Raw genomic sequence first — 20700 nt, 5'->3', positions numbered from 1 at the left:
CCTTCGCGCCGGCAAGCCCTCTGCAGCCGGGTGGTGCAACGCCGCCTTGCGATGAAGGTCGCGGCATTTCCTTATACCCGGCACGGCTATTGCTACACCGCTGGCAACACACCGTTTTTATGACGGTCAGCCACGCGAGAGAGCATGATGCCCCAGGTCGCCCACATCTCCCGAACCCCCGACGCGCACGGCCGCACCTCGGTCGAGCAGGAAAGCCGTCAGGGCCTGGAGCAGGCGTTCGCCCTGTTCAATCAGGTTTCTGATCAGCTCAGTGAGTCCTACAGCCTGCTCGAAGCTCGGGTCAGCCAGCTCAAGGGTGAACTGGCCGTGGTCAGTGCTCAGCGCATGGCCGAGCTGGATGAAAAAGAGCGCCTGGCCAATCGTTTGCAGAACCTGCTCGACCTGCTGCCCGGCGGGGTGATCGTCATCGACGATCAGGGGTATGTGCGCGAGGCCAACCCGGCGGCATGCGAGTTGCTGGGCGAGCCGTTGGTCGGTGAGCTCTGGCGCCAAGTGATCGCCCGCAGCTTCGCCCCGCGCAAGGATGACGGCCATGAAATCTCGTTGCGTGACGGCCGGCGGCTGTCCATCGCCACGCGCTCGCTCGATGCCGAGCCCGGGCAACTGGTGCTGCTCAACGACCTGACCGAAACCCGCCGCCTGCAAGATCAACTGGCCCGCCATGAACGGTTGTCGTCGCTGGGGCGCATGGTCGCTTCACTCGCCCATCAGATCCGCACGCCATTGTCGGCGGCGATGCTCTATGCCGGCCATTTGGCCGACGCAGAAAAAGAATTGCCCAAAGAAACCCGCCAGCGCTTCGCCGGCAGCCTCAAGGAGCGCCTGCACGAGCTGGAGCATCAGGTCCGTGACATGCTGGTGTTCGCTCGCGGCGAGCTGCCGCTGGGCGACCGCATGAGCCCCAAGGCTTTGTTCCAGGCGTTGCAGCAGGCAGCCCAAACCCATGTCCAAGGCCATAGCGTGCGCTGGCAATGCGACAGCCATCTCGGTGAGCTGCTGTGCAATCGCGACACCTTGGTGGGCGCCTTGCTCAATCTGATCGAAAACGCCTTGCAAGCCAGCACCGGGCCGGCGCGCCTGAAGGTGCACCTGTACCGGCGCGATCAGGCCCTGCACTTGTGCATCAGCGATGCCGGCTGTGGCATCGAGGCCGAGCTGCTAGCGCGCTTGGGCGAGCCCTTCCTGACTACCAAGTCCACCGGCACCGGCTTGGGGTTGGCGGTGGTCAAGGCTGTCGTGCGGGCGCACCAGGGTAGTCTGCGGCTGCGCTCGAAGGTCGGCCGAGGAACGTGTGTGGACGTGGTGCTGCCGTTGATCGGCGGGCCGGCGATGGGGGAGGCGTGATGACGATCAAGGTGTTGCTGGTCGAGGACGATCGTGTGCTACGCCAGGCCTTGGGCGATACCCTGGAAATCGGCGGTTTCGTCTACCGTGCGGTGGGCAGCGGCGAGGAGGCGCTCGAGGCAGTGGCTGGCGAGTCCTTCAGCCTGGTGGTCAGCGATGTGAACATGCCGGGCATGGATGGGCACCAGTTGCTGGCTCAGCTGCGTACCCAGCATCCTCAATTGCCGGTGTTGCTGATGACTGCCCACGCCGCGGTGGAGCGTGCCGTGCAGGCCATGCGCCAGGGCGCTGTCGATTACCTGGTCAAGCCGTTCGAGCCCAAGGCGCTGCTGAGCCTGGTGGAGCGTCATGCCGCCGGGCGCGTGGGCGGTGCCGATGAAGAGGGCCCGGTCGCCTGTGAGCCTGCCAGCCGGCAATTGCTGGAGCTGGCCGCGCGCGTGGCGCGCAGTGATTCGACCGTGCTGATTTCCGGCGAGTCCGGGACCGGCAAGGAAGTGCTGGCGCGCTATATCCATCAGCAATCGCCGCGCGCGGCGCAGCCCTTCGTGGCGATCAATTGCGCAGCCATTCCCGACAACATGCTCGAAGCCACGTTGTTCGGCCATGAGAAAGGCGCCTTCACGGGGGCCATTGCCGCCCAGGCCGGCAAGTTCGAGCAGGCCGATGGCGGCACTTTGTTGCTCGATGAGATTTCCGAAATGCCCCTGGGCTTGCAGGCCAAGCTTCTGCGCGTGCTGCAGGAGCGTGAGGTGGAGCGGGTGGGTGGGCGCAAGCCGATCGCCCTGGACATCCGCGTGCTGGCGACCACCAACCGAGACTTGGCCGAGGAGGTCGCCGCCGGGCGCTTCCGTGAGGACCTCTACTATCGCCTGTCGGTGTTCCCGCTCGCCTGGCGCCCGCTGCGCGAGCGCAGCGCCGACATTCTGCCGCTGGCCGAGCGCCTGCTGGCGCGCCATGTAGCCAAGATGAAGCACGCTCCGGTACGGCTGTCCGCCGAAGCGCGCGCCTGTCTGCAAGGGCATCCGTGGCCGGGTAATGTGCGCGAGCTGGACAACGCTTTGCAGCGCGCCTTGATCCTGCAGCAGGGTGGGGTGATCGAGGCGGCGGATTTCTGTCTGGCCGGTGCCATTGCCTTGTCGGTACCTGCGGTGGCCGTGAGCGAGGTACCTGCCGAATCCGGGGGGCTGGGCGATGACATGCGTCGCCATGAGTTCCAGATGATCATCGACACCCTGCGCGCCGAGCGTGGCCGCCGCAAGGAAGCCGCCGAGCGCTTGGGTATCAGCCCGCGGACACTGCGCTACAAGCTTGCGCAGATGCGTGATGCGGGGTTCGACGTCGAAGCCAGCCTGTACGGCTGAAACCAGTTTTAAAGGTCGCATGCAGGGCTGGCACTCTTGTTGCTAGTTCCAGCCCATTCGCTGCATGAGCGTCAAAAAAATGCGGCCGCCGGAGAGAAGAAGTCCATGACCCAAGGTGTTGAATTCAATCGTCTGATGCTGGACATGCGGGCCATGCAGGCCGAAGCCATGTCCCAGCCCAAGGTCGCTGCCGCGCCTGAACTGGCCCCTGGCCAGAGCAGCTTTGCCGACATGCTCGGCCAGGCCATCGGCAAGGTCAATGAGGTACAGCAGGCCTCGACCCAGCTGTCCAACGCCTTCGAGATCGGCAAGAGCGGTGTTGACCTGACGGACGTCATGATTGCTTCGCAAAAGGCTTCCGTGTCGTTCCAGGCCCTGACCCAGGTCCGTAACAAACTGGTCCAGGCGTACCAGGACATCATGCAGATGCCGGTTTGAGGACAGAGTGAGCCATGGCTGAAGCAGTCGTCGACAATCCCCCCGCCAAGAGTGGTCCGCCAGCGCCCAAGCCGCCGCTGTTCGGCATGTCGTTCCTGGAAAACATTTCGCAGATGCCCATGCTGCGTCAGGTCGGCCTGCTGGTCGGACTGGCCGCGAGCGTGGCGATCGGCTTCGCCGTGGTGCTTTGGTCGCAGCAACCGGACTACCGGCCGCTGTACGGCAGCCTGGCGGGCCTGGATGCCAAGCAGGTCATGGACACCCTGGCCTCCGCGGACATCGGCTACCGCGTGGAGCCCAACTCCGGCGCCTTGCTGGTCAAGGCCGACGATCTCTCCCGCGCGCGCCTTAAGCTGGCTGCTGCCGGTGTCGCGCCAAGCGATGGCAACATCGGCTTCGAGATTCTCGATAAAGAGCAGGGCCTGGGTACCAGCCAGTTCATGGAGGCCACCCGCTACCGTCGGGGCCTTGAAGGCGAACTGGCGCGTACCGTATCGAGCCTGAACAACGTCAAGGCCGCCCGTGTCCACCTGGCCATTCCCAAGAGCTCGGTGTTCGTGCGCGACGAGCGCAAGCCCAGCGCATCGGTACTGGTCGAGCTGTATCCGGGACGCGCCCTGGAGGCCGGCCAGGTCATGGCCATCGTCAACTTGGTGGCCACCAGCGTGCCGGAACTGGACAAGTCCCAGGTGACCGTGGTCGACCAGAAGGGCAACCTGCTCTCCGAGCAGTTGCAGGACACCGCCTTGACCATGGCCGGCAAGCAGTTCGACTACAGCCGCCGCATGGAAGGCCTGTTGACCCAGCGTGTGCACAACATCCTGCAGCCGGTGCTGGGCAACGACCGCTACAAGGCCGAGGTATCGGCCGACGTCGACTTCAGTGCGGTCGAATCCACCTCCGAGCAGTTCAACCCAGATCAGCCAGCGCTTCGCAGCGAACAGTCGGTCAATGAGCAGCGCTCCAGCAGCCAGCCCCCGCAAGGCGTGCCCGGTGCCCTGAGCAACCAGCCGCCGGCCGGTGCCTCGGCGCCTGAAAATGCCACCGCCTCGGCGCCGCCTGCCGGTGCGATCCAGCCAGGCCAGCCACTGGTGGACGCCAATGGCCAACAGATCATGGACCCGGCCACTGGCCAGCCGATGTTGGCGCCTTACCCGGCTGACAAGCGTCAGCAGACCACCAAGAACTTCGAGCTCGATCGCTCCATCAGCCACACCCGTCAGCAGCAGGGCCGCCTGACGCGCCTGTCGGTGGCCGTGGTAGTGGACGACCAGGTCAAGGTCGACGCCGCCACCGGCGAAGCCACCCGTGCCCCATGGGGTGCCGAGGACCTGGCGCGCTTCACTCGCCTGGTGCAGGACGCAGTGGGCTTCGACGCCAGCCGTGGCGACAGCGTGACCGTGGTCAACGTGCCGTTCTCCGCTGACCGTGGCACGGAGCTGGAGGACATTCCGTTCTACTCGCAGTCTTGGTTCTGGGACATCGTCAAGCAGGTGCTGGGTGTCGTGTTCATCCTGGTGCTGGTATTCGGTGTGCTGCGTCCGGTGCTCAACAACATCACAGGTGGCGGCAAGCAGGCCGCCACCGACAGCGACATGGAGCTGGGCGGGATGATCGGTCTGGATGGCGAACTGGCCAACGACCGCGTCACCCTGGGTGGCCCGCAAAGCATTCTGTTGCCGAGCCCGAGCGAGGGCTATGAAGCACAGTTGAACGCAATCAAAGGCCTGGTGGCCGAAGACCCGGGGCGCGTGGCCCAGGTCGTGAAAGAGTGGATCAACGCCGATGAGTGACAACCGAGCCGTTACCGCCAAGCTGAGCCGCGTCGACAAGGCGGCGATCCTGCTGCTCTCCCTGGGCGAGACCGACGCCGCCCAGGTCCTGCGACACATGGGGCCCAAGGAAGTGCAGCGGGTCGGTGTGGCCATGGCGCAGATGGGCAACGTCCATCGCGAACAGGTCGAGCAGGTGATGAGCGAGTTCGTCGAAATCGTCGGCGACCAGACCAGCCTGGGCGTGGGCTCCGACGGCTATATCCGCAAGATGCTCAACCAGGCCTTGGGCGAGGACAAGGCCAACGGCCTGATCGACCGCATCCTGCTGGGTGGCAACACCAGTGGCCTGGACAGCCTCAAGTGGATGGAGCCGCGTGCCGTGGCCGATGTCATCCGCTACGAACACCCGCAGATCCAGGCCATCGTAGTGGCCTACCTGGACCCGGACCAAGCCGGTGAGGTGCTGAGTAACTTCGACCACAAGGTGCGCCTGGACATCATCCTGCGCGTCTCGTCGCTCAATACCGTGCAACCGGCGGCGCTCAAGGAGCTGAACCAGATCCTCGAGAAGCAGTTCTCCGGCAACTCCAATGCCGCGCGCACCACCCTGGGCGGCATCAAGCGCGCCGCGGACATCATGAACTTCCTCGACAGTTCGGTCGAAGGCCAGCTGATGGATGCGATCCGCGATATCGACGGCGACCTGTCCGAGCAGATCGAAGACTTGATGTTCGTCTTCAACAACCTGGCCGACGTCGACGATCGTGGCATCCAGGCGCTGCTGCGCGAGGTGTCCTCCGACGTGCTGGTCGTCTCGCTCAAGGGCGCTGACGAGAAGGTCAAGGACAAGATCTTCCGCAACATGTCCAAGCGCGCCTCGGAACTGCTGCGCGACGACCTGGAGGCCAAGGGGCCGGTGCGGGTCAGCGACGTGGAGACGGCGCAGAAGGAAATCCTCACCATCGCACGGCGTATGGCCGAGGCCGGCGAGATCGTGCTTGGCGGCAAAGGCGCCGAAGAAATGATTTAAGCCGCAAGTGGCACGCTTGGAGCGGCAAGAAAAGCGTATGGCCTTTTCTTGTCGCTGCAAGCGTGCAGCTCGTAGCCATGAGGTTTTGACATGTCCACCAATGAACACCTCAGCGATCTGATCCGCGCCCGCGATCTTGAGGGCGTCGATGTCTGGGCGTTGCCCAGCTTCGACCCGGAGCCAGAGCCGGAGCCTGAACCGGAACCTGAGATCGTCGAGGAAGAAATCGAGGAGGTGCCGCTGGAGGAAGTCCAGCCACTGACCCTCGAAGAGCTCGAAGCGATCCGTCAGGAGGCCTACAACGAAGGGTTCGCCACCGGTGAGCGCGAAGGTTTCCACAGTACCCAGCTGAAAGTGCGTCAGGAGGCCGAGGTGGCTTTGGCGGCCAAGCTGGCCAGCCTCGAACAACTGATGGGGCAACTGCTCGAACCTATCGCCGAACAGGACACCCAGATCGAGCGTGGCCTGGTGCAGTTGGTGGCGCACATGGCTCGTCAGGTGATCGGTCGCGAGCTGCGCAGCGATTCGAGCCAGATAACCCATGTGCTGCGCGAGGCGCTCAAGCTGCTGCCCATGGGCGCCGAGAATATCCGCATCCATCTGAACCCTCAGGATTTCGAGCTGGCCAAGGCCCTGCGCGAACGCCACGAAGAGCGTTGGAAGCTGCTCGAGGACGAGTCGCTGTTGCCTGGCGGTTGCCGGATCGAAACGCTGCACAGCCGCATCGATGCGACCATGGAAACGCGCCTGGAAAAGGCGCTGGCGCAATTGTTCGACCAATTGCACGACCAGTCCCTGCACCCGGCCGCGCCGGATCTTGCCCTTGAGCTGGAAACAAGCATCCCGGAGCATGGCGATGCGTCTTGAGCGCACCAGCTTCGGCAAGCGCCTGGGCGGTTATGCGGCGGCGGTTAAATTACCGGACCAACCGGTGGTGGAGGGGCGCTTGCTGCGCATGGTCGGCCTCACCTTGGAGGCCGAAGGCCTGCGCACCGCAGTCGGCAGTCGCTGTCTGGTGATCAACGACGACAGCTACCACCCGGTGCAGGTCGAGGCCGAGGTCATGGGCTTTTCCGGCGCCAAGGTCTTCCTCATGCCGGTGGGCAGTATCGCGGGTATCGCGCCCGGGGCGCGCGTCGTGCCCTTGGACGACAGCGGTCGGCTGCCCATGGGCATGAGCATGCTCGGGCGAGTGCTCGATGGTGCCGGGCGTGCCCTGGATGGCAAAGGTGGGATGAAAGCCGAAGACTGGGTGCCGATGGACGGCCCGATCATCAACCCGCTCAACCGCGACCCGATCAGCCAGCCGCTGGACGTGGGTATCCGCAGCATCAACGGGCTGCTCACGGTGGGGCGTGGGCAGCGTCTGGGCCTGTTCGCCGGTACCGGTGTGGGTAAATCGGTATTGCTGGGCATGATGACGCGCTTCACCGAGGCCGAGATCATCGTGGTCGGCCTGATCGGCGAGCGGGGCCGCGAGGTGAAGGAGTTCATCGAGCACATCCTCGGTGAGGAAGGGCTCAAGCGCTCGGTGGTGGTGGCCTCGCCTGCCGACGATGCGCCACTGATGCGCCTGCGCGCGGCGATGTACTGCACGCGAATTGCCGAATATTTCCGTGACAAAGGCAAGAACGTTCTGCTGCTGATGGATTCGCTGACCCGTTTCGCCCAGGCCCAGCGGGAAATCGCCCTGGCCATCGGCGAGCCGCCGGCGACCCGCGGCTATCCGCCTTCGGTGTTCGCCAAACTGCCCAAGCTGGTCGAGCGCGCGGGCAATGGCGAGCCAGGCGGTGGCTCGATCACTGCTTTCTACACGGTGCTGTCCGAAGGTGACGACCAGCAGGACCCTATCGCCGATGCGGCGCGCGGCGTGCTCGATGGCCACTTCGTGCTGTCTCGGCGGTTGGCCGAGGAAGGGCATTACCCGGCCATCGATATCGAAGCGTCCATCAGCCGGGTCATGCCCCAAGTTGTCGATCCGGATCACCTGCGCCAAGCCCAGCACTTCAAGCAGTTGTGGTCGCGCCTGTCTCAAAGCCGCGACCTGATCAGCGTCGGTGCCTATGTGCCAGGCGGAGACCCGGAGACCGACCAGGCCATCGCCTTGCAGTCGAGCCTGGTGGGCTTCTTGCGTCAGGGCCTTCAGGAAAGCGTCGGCATGACCCAGAGCCGCGAGCAGCTCGGCGCCATCTTCGCTTCGCCTGCAGGCGGCTGATAGGTCATGGCCTTGCCCAGTCGAGCCGCGCGCCTGGCGCCGGTGGTAGAGATGGCCGAGGAGGCCGAGCGCAAGGCCGCCCAGCGCCTTGGCCACTTCCAGCAGCAGTTGGCCCAGGCCCACGCCAAGCTGGCCGAGCTCGAGCGTTTTCGCGAAGACTATCAGTTGCAGTGGATCAACCGCGGCGGACAGGGGGTCAACGGCAACTGGCTGGTCAACTACCAACGCTTTCTCGGTCAGTTGGAAACGGCGATGACTCAGCAGCGCCAGAGCCTGGCCTGGCACCAGAACAACCTCAACAATGCCCGGGGCATCTGGCAGCAGGCCCATGCGCGGGTCGAGGGGTTGCGCAAGCTGGTGCAGCGATATCTCGACGAAGCCCGGCGGGCGGAAGACAAGCGTGAGCAAAAGCTGTTGGATGAATTATCCCAGCGTTTGCCGCGTCATCATCACCTGTAACCGTCTTGCTGGCGTCTGCGCCAATTTGCGATTGCCGGTAGCGCCTGCTAAACCTACTAGGATCGCATTCGCCATCATCATCGAAGGAATCGCTGGCATGGCTGTCGAATCCGATTTTTCACAGGACGAGAAAAAACTCACGATCACCGTCAAAGGGCGGTTTGATTTCGGCAGGCATCAAGAATTTCGCAATGCCTACGAACGACAACCCGTCCGCCCTGACTCAGTGGTCGTGGACCTCAAGGACGCCACTTACCTGGACAGCTCGGCATTGGGCATGCTGCTGTTGCTGCGCGACCATGAGGGCGGTGAAGACGCCTGCATCAGCGTGATCAACACCAGCCCTGACGTGCGCAAGATCCTCGCCATCTCCAATTTCGAAAAACTGTTCGATATCAGTTGAGCGTCGACATGCCGGCCGAACGGGCGCTGAGCGTGCTGATCGCCGAAGACGGTGCGGCAGACCGGTTGTTGCTGGCGCAGATCGTCCGGCGCCAGGGTCATGAAGTGTTCACCGCGGAAAACGGCGAGCAGGCCGTGGCGCTGTTCGCCGAACGGCGGCCGCAGCTGGTGCTGCTCGATGCGCTGATGCCGGTGATGGACGGTTTCGAGGCGGCGCGTCGGATCAAGGCGCTGGCCGGCGAAGCGCTGGTGCCGATCATCTTTCTCACCTCGCTCAACGAGCAGGACGCCTTGGTGCGCTGCCTGGAAGCCGGCGGCGACGACTTCATGGCCAAGCCCTACAGCGCGGTGATCCTCGGCGCCAAGATCCGCGCCATGGATCGGCTGCGTCGGTTGCATGCCACGGTGCTCGAGCAGCGAGACCAGATCGCCCGGCATCATCATCACCTGCTCAACGAGCAACGGGTCGCCAAGGCGGTGTTCGACAAGGTGGCCCATGCCGGATGCCTGCGCGCGCCCAACATTCGCTACCTGCAATCTCCCTACGCGCTGTTCAATGGCGACCTGTTGCTGGCGGCCTATACCCCCAACGGCAACCTGCATGTGCTGCTGGGCGACTTTACCGGCCATGGCTTGCCCGCCGCGATTGGCGCCATGCCTTTGGCCGAGGTGTTCTACGGCATGGCCGCCAAGGGTCATGGTGTCGCAGAAACGCTGCGGGAGATGAACGCCAAGCTCAAGCACATCCTGCCAGTGGACATGTTCTGCTGCGCCCTGATGCTCGACCTGAGCTATCAACGTGGCACGGTGGAGGTCTGGAACGGCGGCATACCGGATGGTTACCGTTTGTCCGCTACAGGAGAGGTGCTGGCCACGCTGCAATCGAGGCACCTGCCACTGGGCATCCTCTCGCCAGAGCGCTTCGATGACAGCACCGAGGTGTTGCCGCTGGCGGTGGGCGAGCGGCTTTTGCTGCTTTCCGATGGCGTGGTCGATACCTGCGATGACCAGGAGCGGTTATTCGGCGTGCAGCGCCTGGAGCAGGTGCTGCGCGCCAATCGCGATCCGGCGCAGTTGCTGCCGGAGCTGATGCAAGCACTGGAGCATTTTGGCGGGCGCCCCCGGGACGATATCAGCCTGTGTGACGTGTCCATGGTCGAGCCCCAGTGGCAGGCGCCAGCGGCCGTGCCCGACAGCGAGGCCAGCCGTTCTGGTCCGTTGCATTGGTCGTTGCACTTCGAATTGCGTGGCGAAAGCTTGAAACGTTTCAATCCCGTGCCATACCTCGTTCAACTGCTGCAGGAGATCCATGGCCTGCGGCCAAACGGTGGCCTGTTGCACACGGTCCTGAGCGAGTTGTACGCCAATGCCCTGGAACATGGGGTGCTTGGCCTGGATTCGCGTCTCAAGCACGACGCCCAAGGATTTGTCGACTACTACCGCGAGCGTAGCCTTCGCTTGGCGCGGCAGGATGACGGCTTCGTGCGAATCGATCTGGAAGTTGAACCCTGGGCCAGGGGCGGGCGTCTGAAGATCGACGTACGCGACAGCGGCCTGGGATTCGACGTTGCCCAGGTGCTGTCCAGCCAGCGGCAGGCCCAGGGGTTGAGCGGACGCGGACTGAACCTGGTGCGCAGCCTCAGCCAGAGCGCCGAGTGGCTTGAGGGTGGACGTTGTGCGCGGGTGGTATTCTGTTGGTGAGCAGCTGGCGCCGGACCCTGCGCAAGCAGGCCCCATGGACTTGATCAAAGGAGTGAGCAAGTGGCTGACATGCATATCGACCCGAAGATCCTCAGCGACCTGCAAGAGGTCATGGAGGAGGGGTATCTGCAATTGCTCGAGACTTTTCTGGAAGACTCCGAGCGCCGCCTAGACCAATTGCACGGGGCCCGCAGCGCCGAGGAGCTGGGCTTGGCGGCCCACAGCTTCAAGGGCAGCAGCGGCAACATGGGCGCGGTGGGCCTGGCCGAGCTGTGTCGGCAGTTGGAGGAGCGTGTGCGAAAGCATTCTCTGTATGGCATCGAGGACCTGATCAACCGGATCGATCAGGAGTATCTCGAGGTTCAGCGCTTCTACCGCGCCGAGCGCGCGCGTATTTCCGCAGGTTGAAGCAACCTGGCGCGACTTTTGCCTGTCTTTGCCTGGACGATTCACGATTATTCGGCGCGGAGACCTTTCAATGCCTGTCGCATCCAATCCTTTGCTGCAAGCCAGTGTGGTGAGCAAGCCATCGCGCGCGGCTGCTCAGACGGCGGACAAGCCGCAGGCGGCGGGCTCCCAGACGGGGGGCTTCGATCAGGTCATGGCCCGCCAGGGGCGTGATGACAAGGCGACCCAAGCCAAGGCCAAGGACAAATCCGACAGTGCGATCGACGGCAAGACCGAGCCTGCCGATACGCAGCCGGTTGCCGATGGCGGCAAAACCTTGCCAGTGGTCGATCAAACCAGCGACAGCAGCGAATCGAGCTTGCTCGATGCCAGCCTCGTGGCCGGGCAGGTCACCGATGCCCAGCCTGGCGCGCAATTGATTCAGGCGCAGGCAGAGGCAGTGGCGCCTGTGCTGCAGGCCGCGGTGCAGCCCCAGGCCGCGCCTGTCGAGACGCCGTCGGAGCAGGCGCCGGCCGTGGAGGATTTCGACCCTGCGGCCGATCCGTTGGCCAACCTGCCGACCTTGCGCCTGGCCCTGGAACAAAGTGCACAGGCCAAAGGGACGACCTCCGCCCATGCGGCGCCCACCAGTCAAAGTGACAGCGGCCAGCCCGACGATGGGCAGGTAGCCGTCAATACCTTGGCGAGCCTGATCGACAAACCGCAAGCCGAAGGCGACACCTCGCAGCCAGGTGACAAAGCCTTCAGCGAGCTGCTCGATAACGGCTTGAAGGATACCAAGAGCGCCAGCAGCGACACGCGGGTCGACGACTTCGCCAATCGCCTGGCCAGCCTGACCCAGGCCGCAACGCCCAAGACCGCCAATGCCGTACCGCCCAGCCCACTGCATCAGCCGCTGCCGATGAACCAGAACGCCTGGGCCGAAGGATTGGTGAATCGCGTCATGTACCTGTCCAGCCAGAACCTCAAGTCCGCAGACATTCAACTCGAACCCGCCGAGTTGGGCCGCCTGGACATCCGCGTCAATGTCGCGGCGGATCAGTCTACCCAGGTCACCTTCATCAGTGGTCACGCCGGGGTGCGTGACGCTCTGGACAGTCAGGTGCATCGCCTGCGCGAACTGTTCGCCCAGCAGGGTCTGGCCCAGCCTGATGTCAACGTTGCCGATCAATCCCGCGGCCAGCAGCAACAGCAGGCTCAGCAGGAGGGTTCGAACCTGTCCGGGGTCGCGGCGCGGCGCGCCACGGCCGGTGGCGAGGACGACGGTGAACTGGCCGATGGTGCACAGCCGGTCGAACATCAGGTGGTGATCGGCGACAGCGCCGTCGATTACTACGCCTGAGGGCTGCGGCGCAGCCCATCTCAGGCCGTCACCAGCTCCTACGCTTGTCGGTTGCTCCCGCTCGGCTCAAATCTGGCATAACACTTGCTCAAGCCACGTCATCCTTCTTTGAAACCCCGATGGACGACGGATTATTGGCATGGCGAAGAGCGAAGCAGTCAAAGACCCCGCCACTAAAGGCAAACTCAAGCTGATCCTCCTGCTGGTGCTGGCATTGCTGCTGGCCGTAGGCCTGTCGGTGGGCGCCACGTGGTTCGTCATGCACAAGAGCGAGTCGGCACCCGCTGTCGATCCTGCCCAGGCCAACGTCAAGGCGGCGGCGATCTATGAGCCGCTGGCGCCGGCTTTCGTGGTCAATTTCAACCAGAACGGTCGCCAGCGCTACATGCAGGTGAGCATCACCATGCAGGGGCGCAACCAGGCCGACCTGGACGCACTCAAGGTGCACATGCCTGTGATCCGCAACAACCTGGTCATGATGTTCTCGGGACAAGGTTTCGACACCCTGGCCAGCAGCCCGGTAGGCCAGGAGATGCTGCGCCAGAAGGCCACCGCGGTGGTCCAGGAAGTGGCACAGAAGGAAGTCGGCAAGCCGGTCGTGGACCAGCTGCTGTTCACCAATTTCGTATTGCAGTAGGAGCCCGAAATGGCCGTGCAGGACCTGCTGTCCCAGGATGAGATCGACGCCCTGTTGCATGGCGTCGATGATGGTCTGGTACAAACCGAAAGCGCCGCCGAGCCCGGTGGCGTCAAAAGCTATGACCTGACCAGCCAGGATCGGATCGTCCGCGGACGCATGCCGACCCTGGAGATGATCAACGAACGCTTCGCCCGCTATACCCGCATCAGCATGTTCAACCTGCTGCGTCGCTCCGCCGACGTGGCGGTCGGCGGCGTGCAGGTGATGAAGTTCGGCGAGTACGTGCATTCGCTGTATGTCCCGACCAGTCTGAACCTGGTCAAGATCAAGCCGCTGCGCGGCACTTCGTTGTTCATCCTCGACGCCAAGCTGGTGTTCAAGCTGGTGGACAACTTCTTCGGTGGCGATGGCCGTCACGCCAAGATCGAAGGTCGTGAATTCACGCCCACCGAGCTGCGCGTGGTGCGCATGGTGCTCGACCAAGCTTTCGTCGACCTCAAGGAAGCCTGGCAGGCAATCATGCCGGTCAACTTCGAGTACATAAACTCCGAGGTCAACCCGGCCATGGCCAACATCGTCGGCCCGAGCGAGGCGGTGGTGGTCTCGACGTTCCATATCGAACTGGACGGCGGTGGCGGCGACCTGCACGTGACCATGCCGTACTCGATGATCGAACCGGTGCGCGAGATGCTCGATGCGGGCTTCCAGTCCGACCTGGACGACCAGGACGAGCGTTGGGTCAAGGCCCTGCGCGAAGACGTGCTCGATGTCAGCGTGCCGCTCTCGGCCACCGTGGCCCGCCGTCAGCTCAAGCTGCGCGACATCCTGCACATGCAGCCGGGCGATGTGATCCCCGTCGAGTTGCCCGAGCACCTGGTGCTGCGCGCCAACGGCGTGCCGTCGTTCAAGGCGCGCCTGGGCTCGCACAAGGGCACCTTGTCGCTGCAGATCATCGACCCGATCGAACGTCGCTGACGGCGTGCCGGTCGCTCCTTCCGAATTGAATGCCTGTCGAGGACATCATGGCTAACGAAAACGAAATCACCTCCCCGGAGGAACAGGCTCTGGCCGATGAGTGGGCTGCCGCCCTGCAGGAAACCGGCGACGCCGGCCAGGCCGACATCGATGCACTGCTGGCTGCCGACAGCGGCAAGTCCGGCGCCGGCCGCCTGCCGATGGAAGAGTTCGCAAGCTCCCCCAAGCCCAATGAAAACGTCAGCCTCGAGGGGCCGAACCTGGATGTGATCCTGGATATCCCGGTGAACATTTCCATGGAAGTGGGCAGCACCGAAATCAGCATCCGCAACCTGCTGCAGCTCAACCAGGGCTCGGTGATCGAGCTTGATCGCCTGGCGGGCGAGCCGTTGGACGTGCTGGTCAACGGCACCTTGATCGCCCACGGCGAGGTGGTGGTGGTCAACGAGAAGTTCGGCATCCGCCTGACCGACGTGATCAGCCCCAGCGAACGCATCAAGAAGCTGCGCTGAGTGAAGGGGTCGATGCGGGCCGTGATGGCCCTCGGCGCATTGCTCGTCAGCGAGACGGTGATCGCGGCCACCCAGGCAGCGGCACCCGCTGCGGCCGCACCCGGCAGCCTCAGCGGGCAGTTGGCACAGATGGTCTTCGGCCTGTTGCTGGTGGTCGGCCTGATCTTCGCCCTTGCCTGGTTGCTGCGCCGCATGCAGGGCGCGACACCGCGCGGTGGGCAGGTGATCGATATCATCGGCAGCCGGACGATCGGCCCGCGTGACCGCCTGCTGCTGGTGCAGGTGGGCAAGGAGCAGATCCTCATCGGTCACTCGCCCGGCAACATCGAGGCATTGCATGTGTTGGCCGAGCCTGTGGAGGTGCCCGCCAGTGCCCGCCCGGCCACGCCGGAGTTCGCCCAGCGGCTGCTCGAGCTGATGGGCAAGGATCAGAAGGACAAGAAGTGATGACCGGCGCATTGCGCTCATTGTTGACCCTGGCGCTGCTGCTGGCTGCGCCGATGGCCTTGGCTGCCGACCCGCTGTCGATTCCGGCCATCACCCTGTCCAATGGGGCGGACGGCCAGCAGGAGTATTCGGTCAGCCTGCAAATCCTGCTGATCATGACGGCGCTGAGTTTCATTCCGGCGTTCGTCATCCTGATGACCAGCTTCACCCGCATCATCATTGTCTTTTCCATCCTGCGTCAGGCCCTGGGCCTGCAGCAGACGCCTTCGAACCAGGTGCTGACCGGCATGGCGTTGTTCCTGACGCTGTTCATCATGGCCCCGGTGTTCGACCGGGTGAACCAGGACGCCATCCAGCCCTACCTGAACGAGCAGATGACCGCCCAGCAAGCCATCGACAAGGCCCAGGGGCCGCTGAAGGACTTCATGCTGGCCCAGACCCGGCAAAGCGACCTGGACCTGTTCGTGCGCCTGTCCAAACGCACCGACATCGCCAGCCCTGAACAGGCGCCATTGACCATCCTGGTACCGGCGTTCGTCACCTCGGAGCTCAAGACCGCGTTCCAGATCGGCTTCATGATCTTCATTCCGTTCTTGATCATCGACATGGTGGTGGCCAGCGTGCTGATGGCCATGGGCATGATGATGCTCTCGCCGCTGATCATCTCGCTGCCGTTCAAGATCATGCTGTTCGTTCTGGTCGATGGCTGGGCGTTGATCATGGGTACCCTGGCCGGCAGTTTCGGTGGCGTCTGACGCCATCAAGGAGAGCCCTGCATGACACCAGAAGTTGCCGTAGACATTTTTCGTGATGCGCTGTGGATGACCACCATGATGGTGGCCATCCTGGTGGTGCCGAGCCTGTTGGTCGGCCTGGTGGTGGCGATGTTCCAGGCTGCCACCCAGATCAACGAGCAGACCCTGAGCTTTCTGCCGCGCCTGCTGGTGATGCTGGTCACCCTGATCGTCATCGGGCCCTGGCTGTTGCAGCGCTTCATGGAGTATTTCAACCGTCTGTACACCAGCATTCCGCAGCTGATCGGTTGATGCAGTCATGCTGGAGCTGACCGATACGCAGATTGGCACCTGGGTCGCCACGTTCATCCTGCCGTTGTTCAGGGTGACGGCGGTGCTGATGACCATGCCGATCCTGGGTACCAAGATGTTGCCCGCGCGCATCCGTCTCTATGCAGCTTTGGCCATCACCGTGGTGATTGTTCCAGGGCTGCCGCCCTTGCCTGAGATCGACCCCCTGAGCCTGCGCGGCGTGTTGCTGTGCGCCGAGCAGGTGATTGTCGGTGCGCTGTTCGGTCTGGCCTTGCAGATGCTGTTCCAGGCTTTCGTGGTGGCTGGGCAGATCATTGCCGTTCAGATGGGGATGGCCTTTGCCTCCATGGTTGACCCGGCCAACGGTGTCAACGTGACAGTCGTCAGCCAGTTCATGACCATGCTGGTGAGCATTCTATTCCTGCTGATGAATGGTCATCTGGTGGTGCTGGAGGTAATGACCGAGAGCTTCACCACCTTGCCGATCGGCAGTGCGCTGATGGTCAATCATTTCTGGGAGATGGCCGGGCGCATGAGCTGGGTGCTCGGCGCTGGCCTGTTGTTGGTATTGCCCGCGATCACTGCGCTGCTGGTGGTCAATATTGCATTCGGCGTCATGACGCGTGCCGCGCCGCAGTTGAACATCTTCTCCATTGGTTTTCCGTTGACCCTCGTGTTGGGGCTGGCCATCTTCTGGGTCACCCTGGCGGACATTTTTTCCCATTACCAGCTGTTGGCCAGCGAAGCGCTGCAATGGCTGCGTGAGCTGGCAAGGGCGCGCTGAAGATGGCAGAAAGCGAGAGCGGTCAGGACAAGACAGAAGAACCCACCGACAAGCGCCGGCGCGATGCGCGTGAAAAAGGCGAAGTGGCTCGCTCCAAGGAGCTCAACACAGTAGCGGTGACCCTCGCTGGCGCCGGGGCCCTGCTGGCATTCGGTGGGTATCTGGCGGAAACGTTGATGGACCTGATGCGTATGAGCTTTTCTCTCACCCGCGACATGGTGGTGGATGAGAGTGCCATGGGAACCCTGCTCCTGGTCTCGGGAAAGATGGCGATCTGGGCGGTTCAGCCCATCGTGATCATGCTGTTCGTGATTTCCTTCATCGCACCTATCGTCCTGGGTGGTTTCTTGTTTTCTGGCAGCTTGTTGCAGCCGAAATTCAGCCGCATGAACCCCTTGTCGGGCATCAAGCGGATGTTCTCCTTGAACTCGCTGACTGAGTTGCTCAAGGCGTTTGCCAAGTTTTTTGTGATTTTGGTAGTGGCGCTGGCGGTACTTTCCAGCGATCGCCAGGCATTGATGGCGATTGCCAACGAGCCGCTGGAGCAAGCCATCATCCATAGCGTCCAGGTGGTCGGGTGGAGCGCGTTGTGGATGGCTGCCGGATTGCTGCTGATCGCGGCGGTCGACGTGCCGTTCCAAATCTGGCAGGCGCATAACAAGCTGAAGATGACCAAGCAGGAAGTGAAGGACGAATACAAGGATTCGGAAGGCAAGCCTGAGGTCAAACAGCGGATTCGCCAGTTGCAGCGCGAAGCCTCGCAGCGGCGCATGATGGCGGCGGTGCCCGAGGCGGATGTGATCATCACCAACCCCACGCACTATGCCGTGGCGCTCAAGTACGACCCGGAATCGGGCGGGGTGGCGCCTTTGCTGTTGGCCAAGGGGACGGATTTCATCGCGTTGAAGATTCGCGAGATCGGGGTTCAGCATCAGGTACAGATCCTCGAGTCGCCGGCGTTGGCGCGGGCGATCTACTACTCCACCGAGCTTGAGCAGGAGATTCCGGCGGGGTTGTACCTGGCGGTGGCGCAGGTGCTGGCTTATGTGTTCCAGATCCGGCAATACCGGGCGGGGAAGGGCAAGGCGCCGGAGCCTTTGAAGCCTGATTTGCCGATTCCGCCGGATTTACGGCGTGATCAGTGAGTGGTTATGGGTTGGCTTTGGCTTTTTGGGGCTGATCCGTTTGCTTGGGTGACGCTGAGTCACCTTTGCACCTTACGGCGGGTCACTTTGGTCTTGCCAAGTAAAAGCCGCTGCGCCCCAGCATATGCCCCGCCCGTGGCGGGGTTCCCTCTTCATTGTCTTGCGGGACCTCGCGCCCTCCGGCTGGCTACGCCAGCCTCCCTCCCGCGACTTTGGCTACCGCCGAAGGGCGCTGCGCGCCTGCCCCTACAGACACCTCCGCTAGGCCTGCTAATGGGGCGCAAGTTGCGGGCGGCGCCTGGGCTCGCGTTGTTTTATCCGTTGTCATGGGGCGGCCCATGCCTACTTTTGCCCAAGAACGAAAATAGGTCGCCGTAAGGGCGAAAAGCGCCAGTGGCGCCCTCACCAAACCCAGATATTCACACGGCCTGAAAGCCACCCTCAAAAGTTGGAAAGCTTCTTGCAAAGGCAGCGCCAAACGCCCATTCAGGCGTCAAAGTTTTGCTTGAAGAGGATTTGCGGTGGATCGCACTCAGTTAATCAACAGCGCCCGAAACAACCTGGCTGGTCTCGGCCGGGGCAACCTGGGCGTGCCGCTGTTGCTGCTGGTGATGATGGCAATGATGATGTTGCCGATTCCACCGTTCCTGCTCGACGTTTTCTTCACCTTCAACATCGCCCTGTCGATCGTCGTCCTGCTGGTCTGCGTATACGCTCTGCGCCCGCTGGACTTCGCTGCGTTTCCCACCATCCTGCTCGTGGCAACCTTGCTGCGTCTTGCCCTGAACGTGGCCTCCACGCGTGTGGTCATGCTCCACGGCCAGGAAGGCCACGGTGCTGCGGGCAAGGTGATCCAGGCCTTCGGCGAGGTGGTGATCGGCGGCAACTACGTGGTCGGTGCGGTGGTGTTCGCCATCCTCATGATCATCAACTTCGTCGTGGTCACCAAGGGCGCCGGGCGCATTTCCGAGGTGAGCGCACGTTTCACCCTTGACGCGATGCCTGGCAAGCAGATGGCGATCGACGCCGACCTCAATGCGGGCCTGATCGACCAGGCTCAGGCCAAGGCCCGACGCGCCGAAGTCGCCCAGGAAGCCGAGTTCTATGGCTCCATGGACGGTGCCAGCAAGTTCGTTCGCGGCGACGCCATCGCCGGGCTGCTGATCCTGTTCATCAACCTTATCGGCGGCATGCTCATCGGTATCCTGCAGCATGGCATGTCGGCCGGCGAGGCGGGCAAGGTCTACGCCTTGCTGACCATCGGTGACGGTTTGGTGGCGCAGTTGCCCTCGCTGCTGCTGTCCACCGCCGCCGCGATCATGGTGACCCGAGCCTCCAGTTCCGAGGACATGGGCAAGCTGATCAATCGGCAGATGTTCGACTCGCCCAAAGCGTTGGCTGTTTCGGCGGCGCTGATGATCGTCATGGGCTTGGTTCCGGGCATGCCGCATATCGCCTTCCTGGGGCTTGGCGCGGCGGCCGGGGGCGGTGCCTACCTGGTCTGGCGTCGTCAGCAACAGGCCAAGCTCAAGGCCCAGGAAGAAGCGCAGCGCCAGCAGGACCTGCTGCCATCGCCCCAGCGTGCCTTGGAAACCAAGGAACTGGGTTGGGACGATGTGACGCCAATCGACATGATCGGCCTTGAGGTCGGTTATCGCCTGATTCCGCTGGTGGACCGCAACCAGGGTGGCCAGCTGTTGGCGCGGATCAAGGGGGTGCGCAAGAAGCTGTCCCAGGACCTGGGCTTTCTCATGCCCACTGTGCATATCCGCGACAACCTGGACCTGCAGCCGAGCGCCTATCGCCTCACCTTGATGGGGGTGATCCTGGCTGAAGCGGAGATCTATCCGGACCGGGAGCTGGCCATCAACCCGGGCCAGGTCTTCGGCACGCTCAACGGTATCGCTGCGCGCGATCCGGCGTTTGGTCTTGAGGCGGTGTGGATCGACGTCGGGCAGCGTGCCCAGGCCCAGTCGCTGGGCTACACCGTGGTCGATGCCAGCACGGTGGTGGCCACCCACCTCAACCAGATCCTGCAGAAACATTGCCATGAACTGATCGGCCATGAAGAGGTCCAGCAACTGTTGCAAGTATTGGCCAAAGGTTCGCCTAAACTTGCCGAGGAGCTGGTACCGGGTGTCATTTCGTTGTCAGGCTTGCTCAAGGTCCTGCAGGCATTGTTGGCCGAGCAGGTGCCGGTGCGGGACATCCGCAGTATCGCCGAGGCAATCGCCAACAATGCTGGCAAGAGTCAAGATACCGCCGCGCTGGTGGCGGCAGTGCGCGTCGGATTGTGTCGCGCCATCGTGCAAAGCATTGTCGGCGTTGAGTCCGAGCTGCCTGTGATCACCCTCGAGCCAAGGTTGGAACAGATTTTGCTCAATAGTCTGCAAAGGGCCGGGCAAGGCCAGGAAGACGGTGTTCTCCTGGAGCCGAGCATGGCCGAGAAGCTGCAGCGTTCGCTGATCGAAGCGGCCCAGCGCCAGGAGATGCAAGGCCTGCCGGCCATTCTTCTGGTTGCCGGCCCGATCCGCGCCATGCTGTCGCGCTTCGGTCGCCTGGCTGTACCGAATTTGCATGTTCTGGCGTATCAGGAAATACCTGACAACAAGCAAGTCACCATCGTTGCCACCGTGGGCCCCAACGGCTGAGGTA

At 63.1% G+C, this 20700-nt stretch carries 21 protein-coding genes; all 21 read left to right on the top strand.

Going from position 1 to position 20700, the window contains the following annotated elements; all coding sequences use genetic code 11:
* Positions 1 to 147 precede the first annotated feature (147 nt).
* The 21 genes from DQ397_RS06975 to flhA all read left to right on the top strand — a co-directional run bounded on the left by DQ397_RS06975 (position 148) and on the right by flhA (position 20696).
* Positions 148 to 1365, top strand: coding sequence for a PAS domain-containing sensor histidine kinase (locus DQ397_RS06975; RefSeq protein ID WP_043210980.1), 1218 nt, complete (start codon positions 148 to 150; stop codon positions 1363 to 1365).
* Positions 1365 to 2726 (top strand): sigma-54 dependent transcriptional regulator, encoded by a 1362-nt coding sequence (locus tag DQ397_RS06970; protein ID WP_148921520.1) that lies wholly within the window; start codon positions 1365 to 1367, stop codon positions 2724 to 2726. The genes DQ397_RS06975 and DQ397_RS06970 overlap by 1 nt, the downstream gene beginning before the upstream one ends.
* 105 nt (positions 2727 to 2831) lie before the next feature.
* Positions 2832 to 3164, top strand: coding sequence for a flagellar hook-basal body complex protein FliE (gene fliE, locus DQ397_RS06965; RefSeq protein WP_043212757.1), 333 nt, complete (start codon positions 2832 to 2834; stop codon positions 3162 to 3164).
* A 14-nt stretch (positions 3165 to 3178) separates the two neighbouring features.
* On the top strand, positions 3179 to 4957 hold the full coding sequence (gene fliF / locus DQ397_RS06960; protein WP_043212760.1) for a flagellar basal-body MS-ring/collar protein FliF: 1779 nt from the start codon (positions 3179 to 3181) through the stop codon (positions 4955 to 4957).
* Positions 4950 to 5969, top strand: a complete 1020-nt coding sequence (fliG, locus tag DQ397_RS06955; protein WP_043212764.1) for a flagellar motor switch protein FliG — start codon at positions 4950 to 4952, stop codon at positions 5967 to 5969. Before fliF ends, fliG begins: the two co-directional genes overlap by 8 nt.
* A gap of 90 nt (positions 5970 to 6059) precedes the next feature.
* Complete coding sequence (gene fliH, locus DQ397_RS06950; protein ID WP_043212766.1) at positions 6060 to 6836, top strand: flagellar assembly protein FliH; 777 nt, start codon at positions 6060 to 6062, stop codon at positions 6834 to 6836.
* On the top strand, positions 6826 to 8184 hold the full coding sequence (gene fliI / locus DQ397_RS06945; protein ID WP_043212769.1) for a flagellar protein export ATPase FliI: 1359 nt from the start codon (positions 6826 to 6828) through the stop codon (positions 8182 to 8184). The genes fliH and fliI overlap by 11 nt, the downstream gene beginning before the upstream one ends.
* A 6-nt stretch (positions 8185 to 8190) precedes the next feature.
* A complete protein-coding gene (fliJ, locus tag DQ397_RS06940) occupies positions 8191 to 8643 on the top strand; it encodes a flagellar export protein FliJ (RefSeq protein ID WP_043212772.1) in 453 nt (150 codons plus the stop codon).
* Between the two features lie 97 nt (positions 8644 to 8740).
* The gene (locus DQ397_RS06935) at positions 8741 to 9046 is read left to right on the top strand and encodes an STAS domain-containing protein (protein WP_043212774.1); all 306 of its coding nucleotides are present in this window, start codon (positions 8741 to 8743) and stop codon (positions 9044 to 9046) included.
* Between the two features lie 8 nt (positions 9047 to 9054).
* Entirely contained in the window at positions 9055 to 10746 is a 1692-nt protein-coding gene (locus tag DQ397_RS06930; RefSeq protein ID WP_043212778.1) for a fused response regulator/phosphatase, read from the top strand.
* Between the two features lie 60 nt (positions 10747 to 10806).
* Positions 10807 to 11154, top strand: coding sequence for an Hpt domain-containing protein (locus tag DQ397_RS06925; protein WP_043212781.1), 348 nt, complete (start codon positions 10807 to 10809; stop codon positions 11152 to 11154).
* A 70-nt stretch (positions 11155 to 11224) separates the two neighbouring features.
* Complete coding sequence (locus DQ397_RS06920; protein WP_043212784.1) at positions 11225 to 12496, top strand: flagellar hook-length control protein FliK; 1272 nt, start codon at positions 11225 to 11227, stop codon at positions 12494 to 12496.
* A 139-nt stretch (positions 12497 to 12635) separates the two neighbouring features.
* Positions 12636 to 13133, top strand: coding sequence for a flagellar basal body-associated protein FliL (fliL, locus tag DQ397_RS06915; protein ID WP_043212786.1), 498 nt, complete (start codon positions 12636 to 12638; stop codon positions 13131 to 13133).
* Between the two features lie 9 nt (positions 13134 to 13142).
* Entirely contained in the window at positions 13143 to 14111 is a 969-nt protein-coding gene (fliM, locus tag DQ397_RS06910) for a flagellar motor switch protein FliM (RefSeq protein ID WP_043212789.1), read from the top strand.
* A 47-nt stretch (positions 14112 to 14158) separates the two neighbouring features.
* Positions 14159 to 14623, top strand: coding sequence for a flagellar motor switch protein FliN (gene fliN / locus DQ397_RS06905; RefSeq protein WP_043212852.1), 465 nt, complete (start codon positions 14159 to 14161; stop codon positions 14621 to 14623).
* A 12-nt stretch (positions 14624 to 14635) separates the two neighbouring features.
* The gene (gene fliO / locus DQ397_RS06900; RefSeq protein ID WP_043212855.1) at positions 14636 to 15070 is read left to right on the top strand and encodes a flagellar biosynthetic protein FliO; all 435 of its coding nucleotides are present in this window, start codon (positions 14636 to 14638) and stop codon (positions 15068 to 15070) included.
* Positions 15070 to 15825 (top strand): flagellar type III secretion system pore protein FliP, encoded by a 756-nt coding sequence (gene fliP / locus DQ397_RS06895; RefSeq protein WP_043212790.1) that lies wholly within the window; start codon positions 15070 to 15072, stop codon positions 15823 to 15825. The genes fliO and fliP overlap by 1 nt, the downstream gene beginning before the upstream one ends.
* A gap of 21 nt (positions 15826 to 15846) precedes the next feature.
* The gene (gene fliQ / locus DQ397_RS06890; RefSeq protein ID WP_043212792.1) at positions 15847 to 16116 is read left to right on the top strand and encodes a flagellar biosynthesis protein FliQ; all 270 of its coding nucleotides are present in this window, start codon (positions 15847 to 15849) and stop codon (positions 16114 to 16116) included.
* 7 nt (positions 16117 to 16123) lie between these two features.
* Positions 16124 to 16900, top strand: a complete 777-nt coding sequence (fliR, locus tag DQ397_RS06885) for a flagellar biosynthetic protein FliR (protein ID WP_043212794.1) — start codon at positions 16124 to 16126, stop codon at positions 16898 to 16900.
* Positions 16901 to 16902: 2 nt separating this feature from the next.
* Complete coding sequence (gene flhB / locus DQ397_RS06880; protein ID WP_043212796.1) at positions 16903 to 18045, top strand: flagellar biosynthesis protein FlhB; 1143 nt, start codon at positions 16903 to 16905, stop codon at positions 18043 to 18045.
* 521 nt (positions 18046 to 18566) lie between these two features.
* Positions 18567 to 20696, top strand: coding sequence for a flagellar biosynthesis protein FlhA (gene flhA / locus DQ397_RS06875; RefSeq protein ID WP_043212797.1), 2130 nt, complete (start codon positions 18567 to 18569; stop codon positions 20694 to 20696).
* Positions 20697 to 20700 lie beyond the last annotated feature (4 nt).

It is taken from the genome of Pseudomonas sp. CK-NBRI-02 (assembly GCF_008124495.1).
In the GTDB taxonomy this organism is placed as follows: Bacteria; Pseudomonadota; Gammaproteobacteria; order Pseudomonadales; family Pseudomonadaceae; genus Aquipseudomonas; species Aquipseudomonas guariconensis.
The sequence above is the reverse complement of the archived record's forward strand: the minus strand, read 5'-3'. Positions and strand labels throughout refer to the sequence as shown.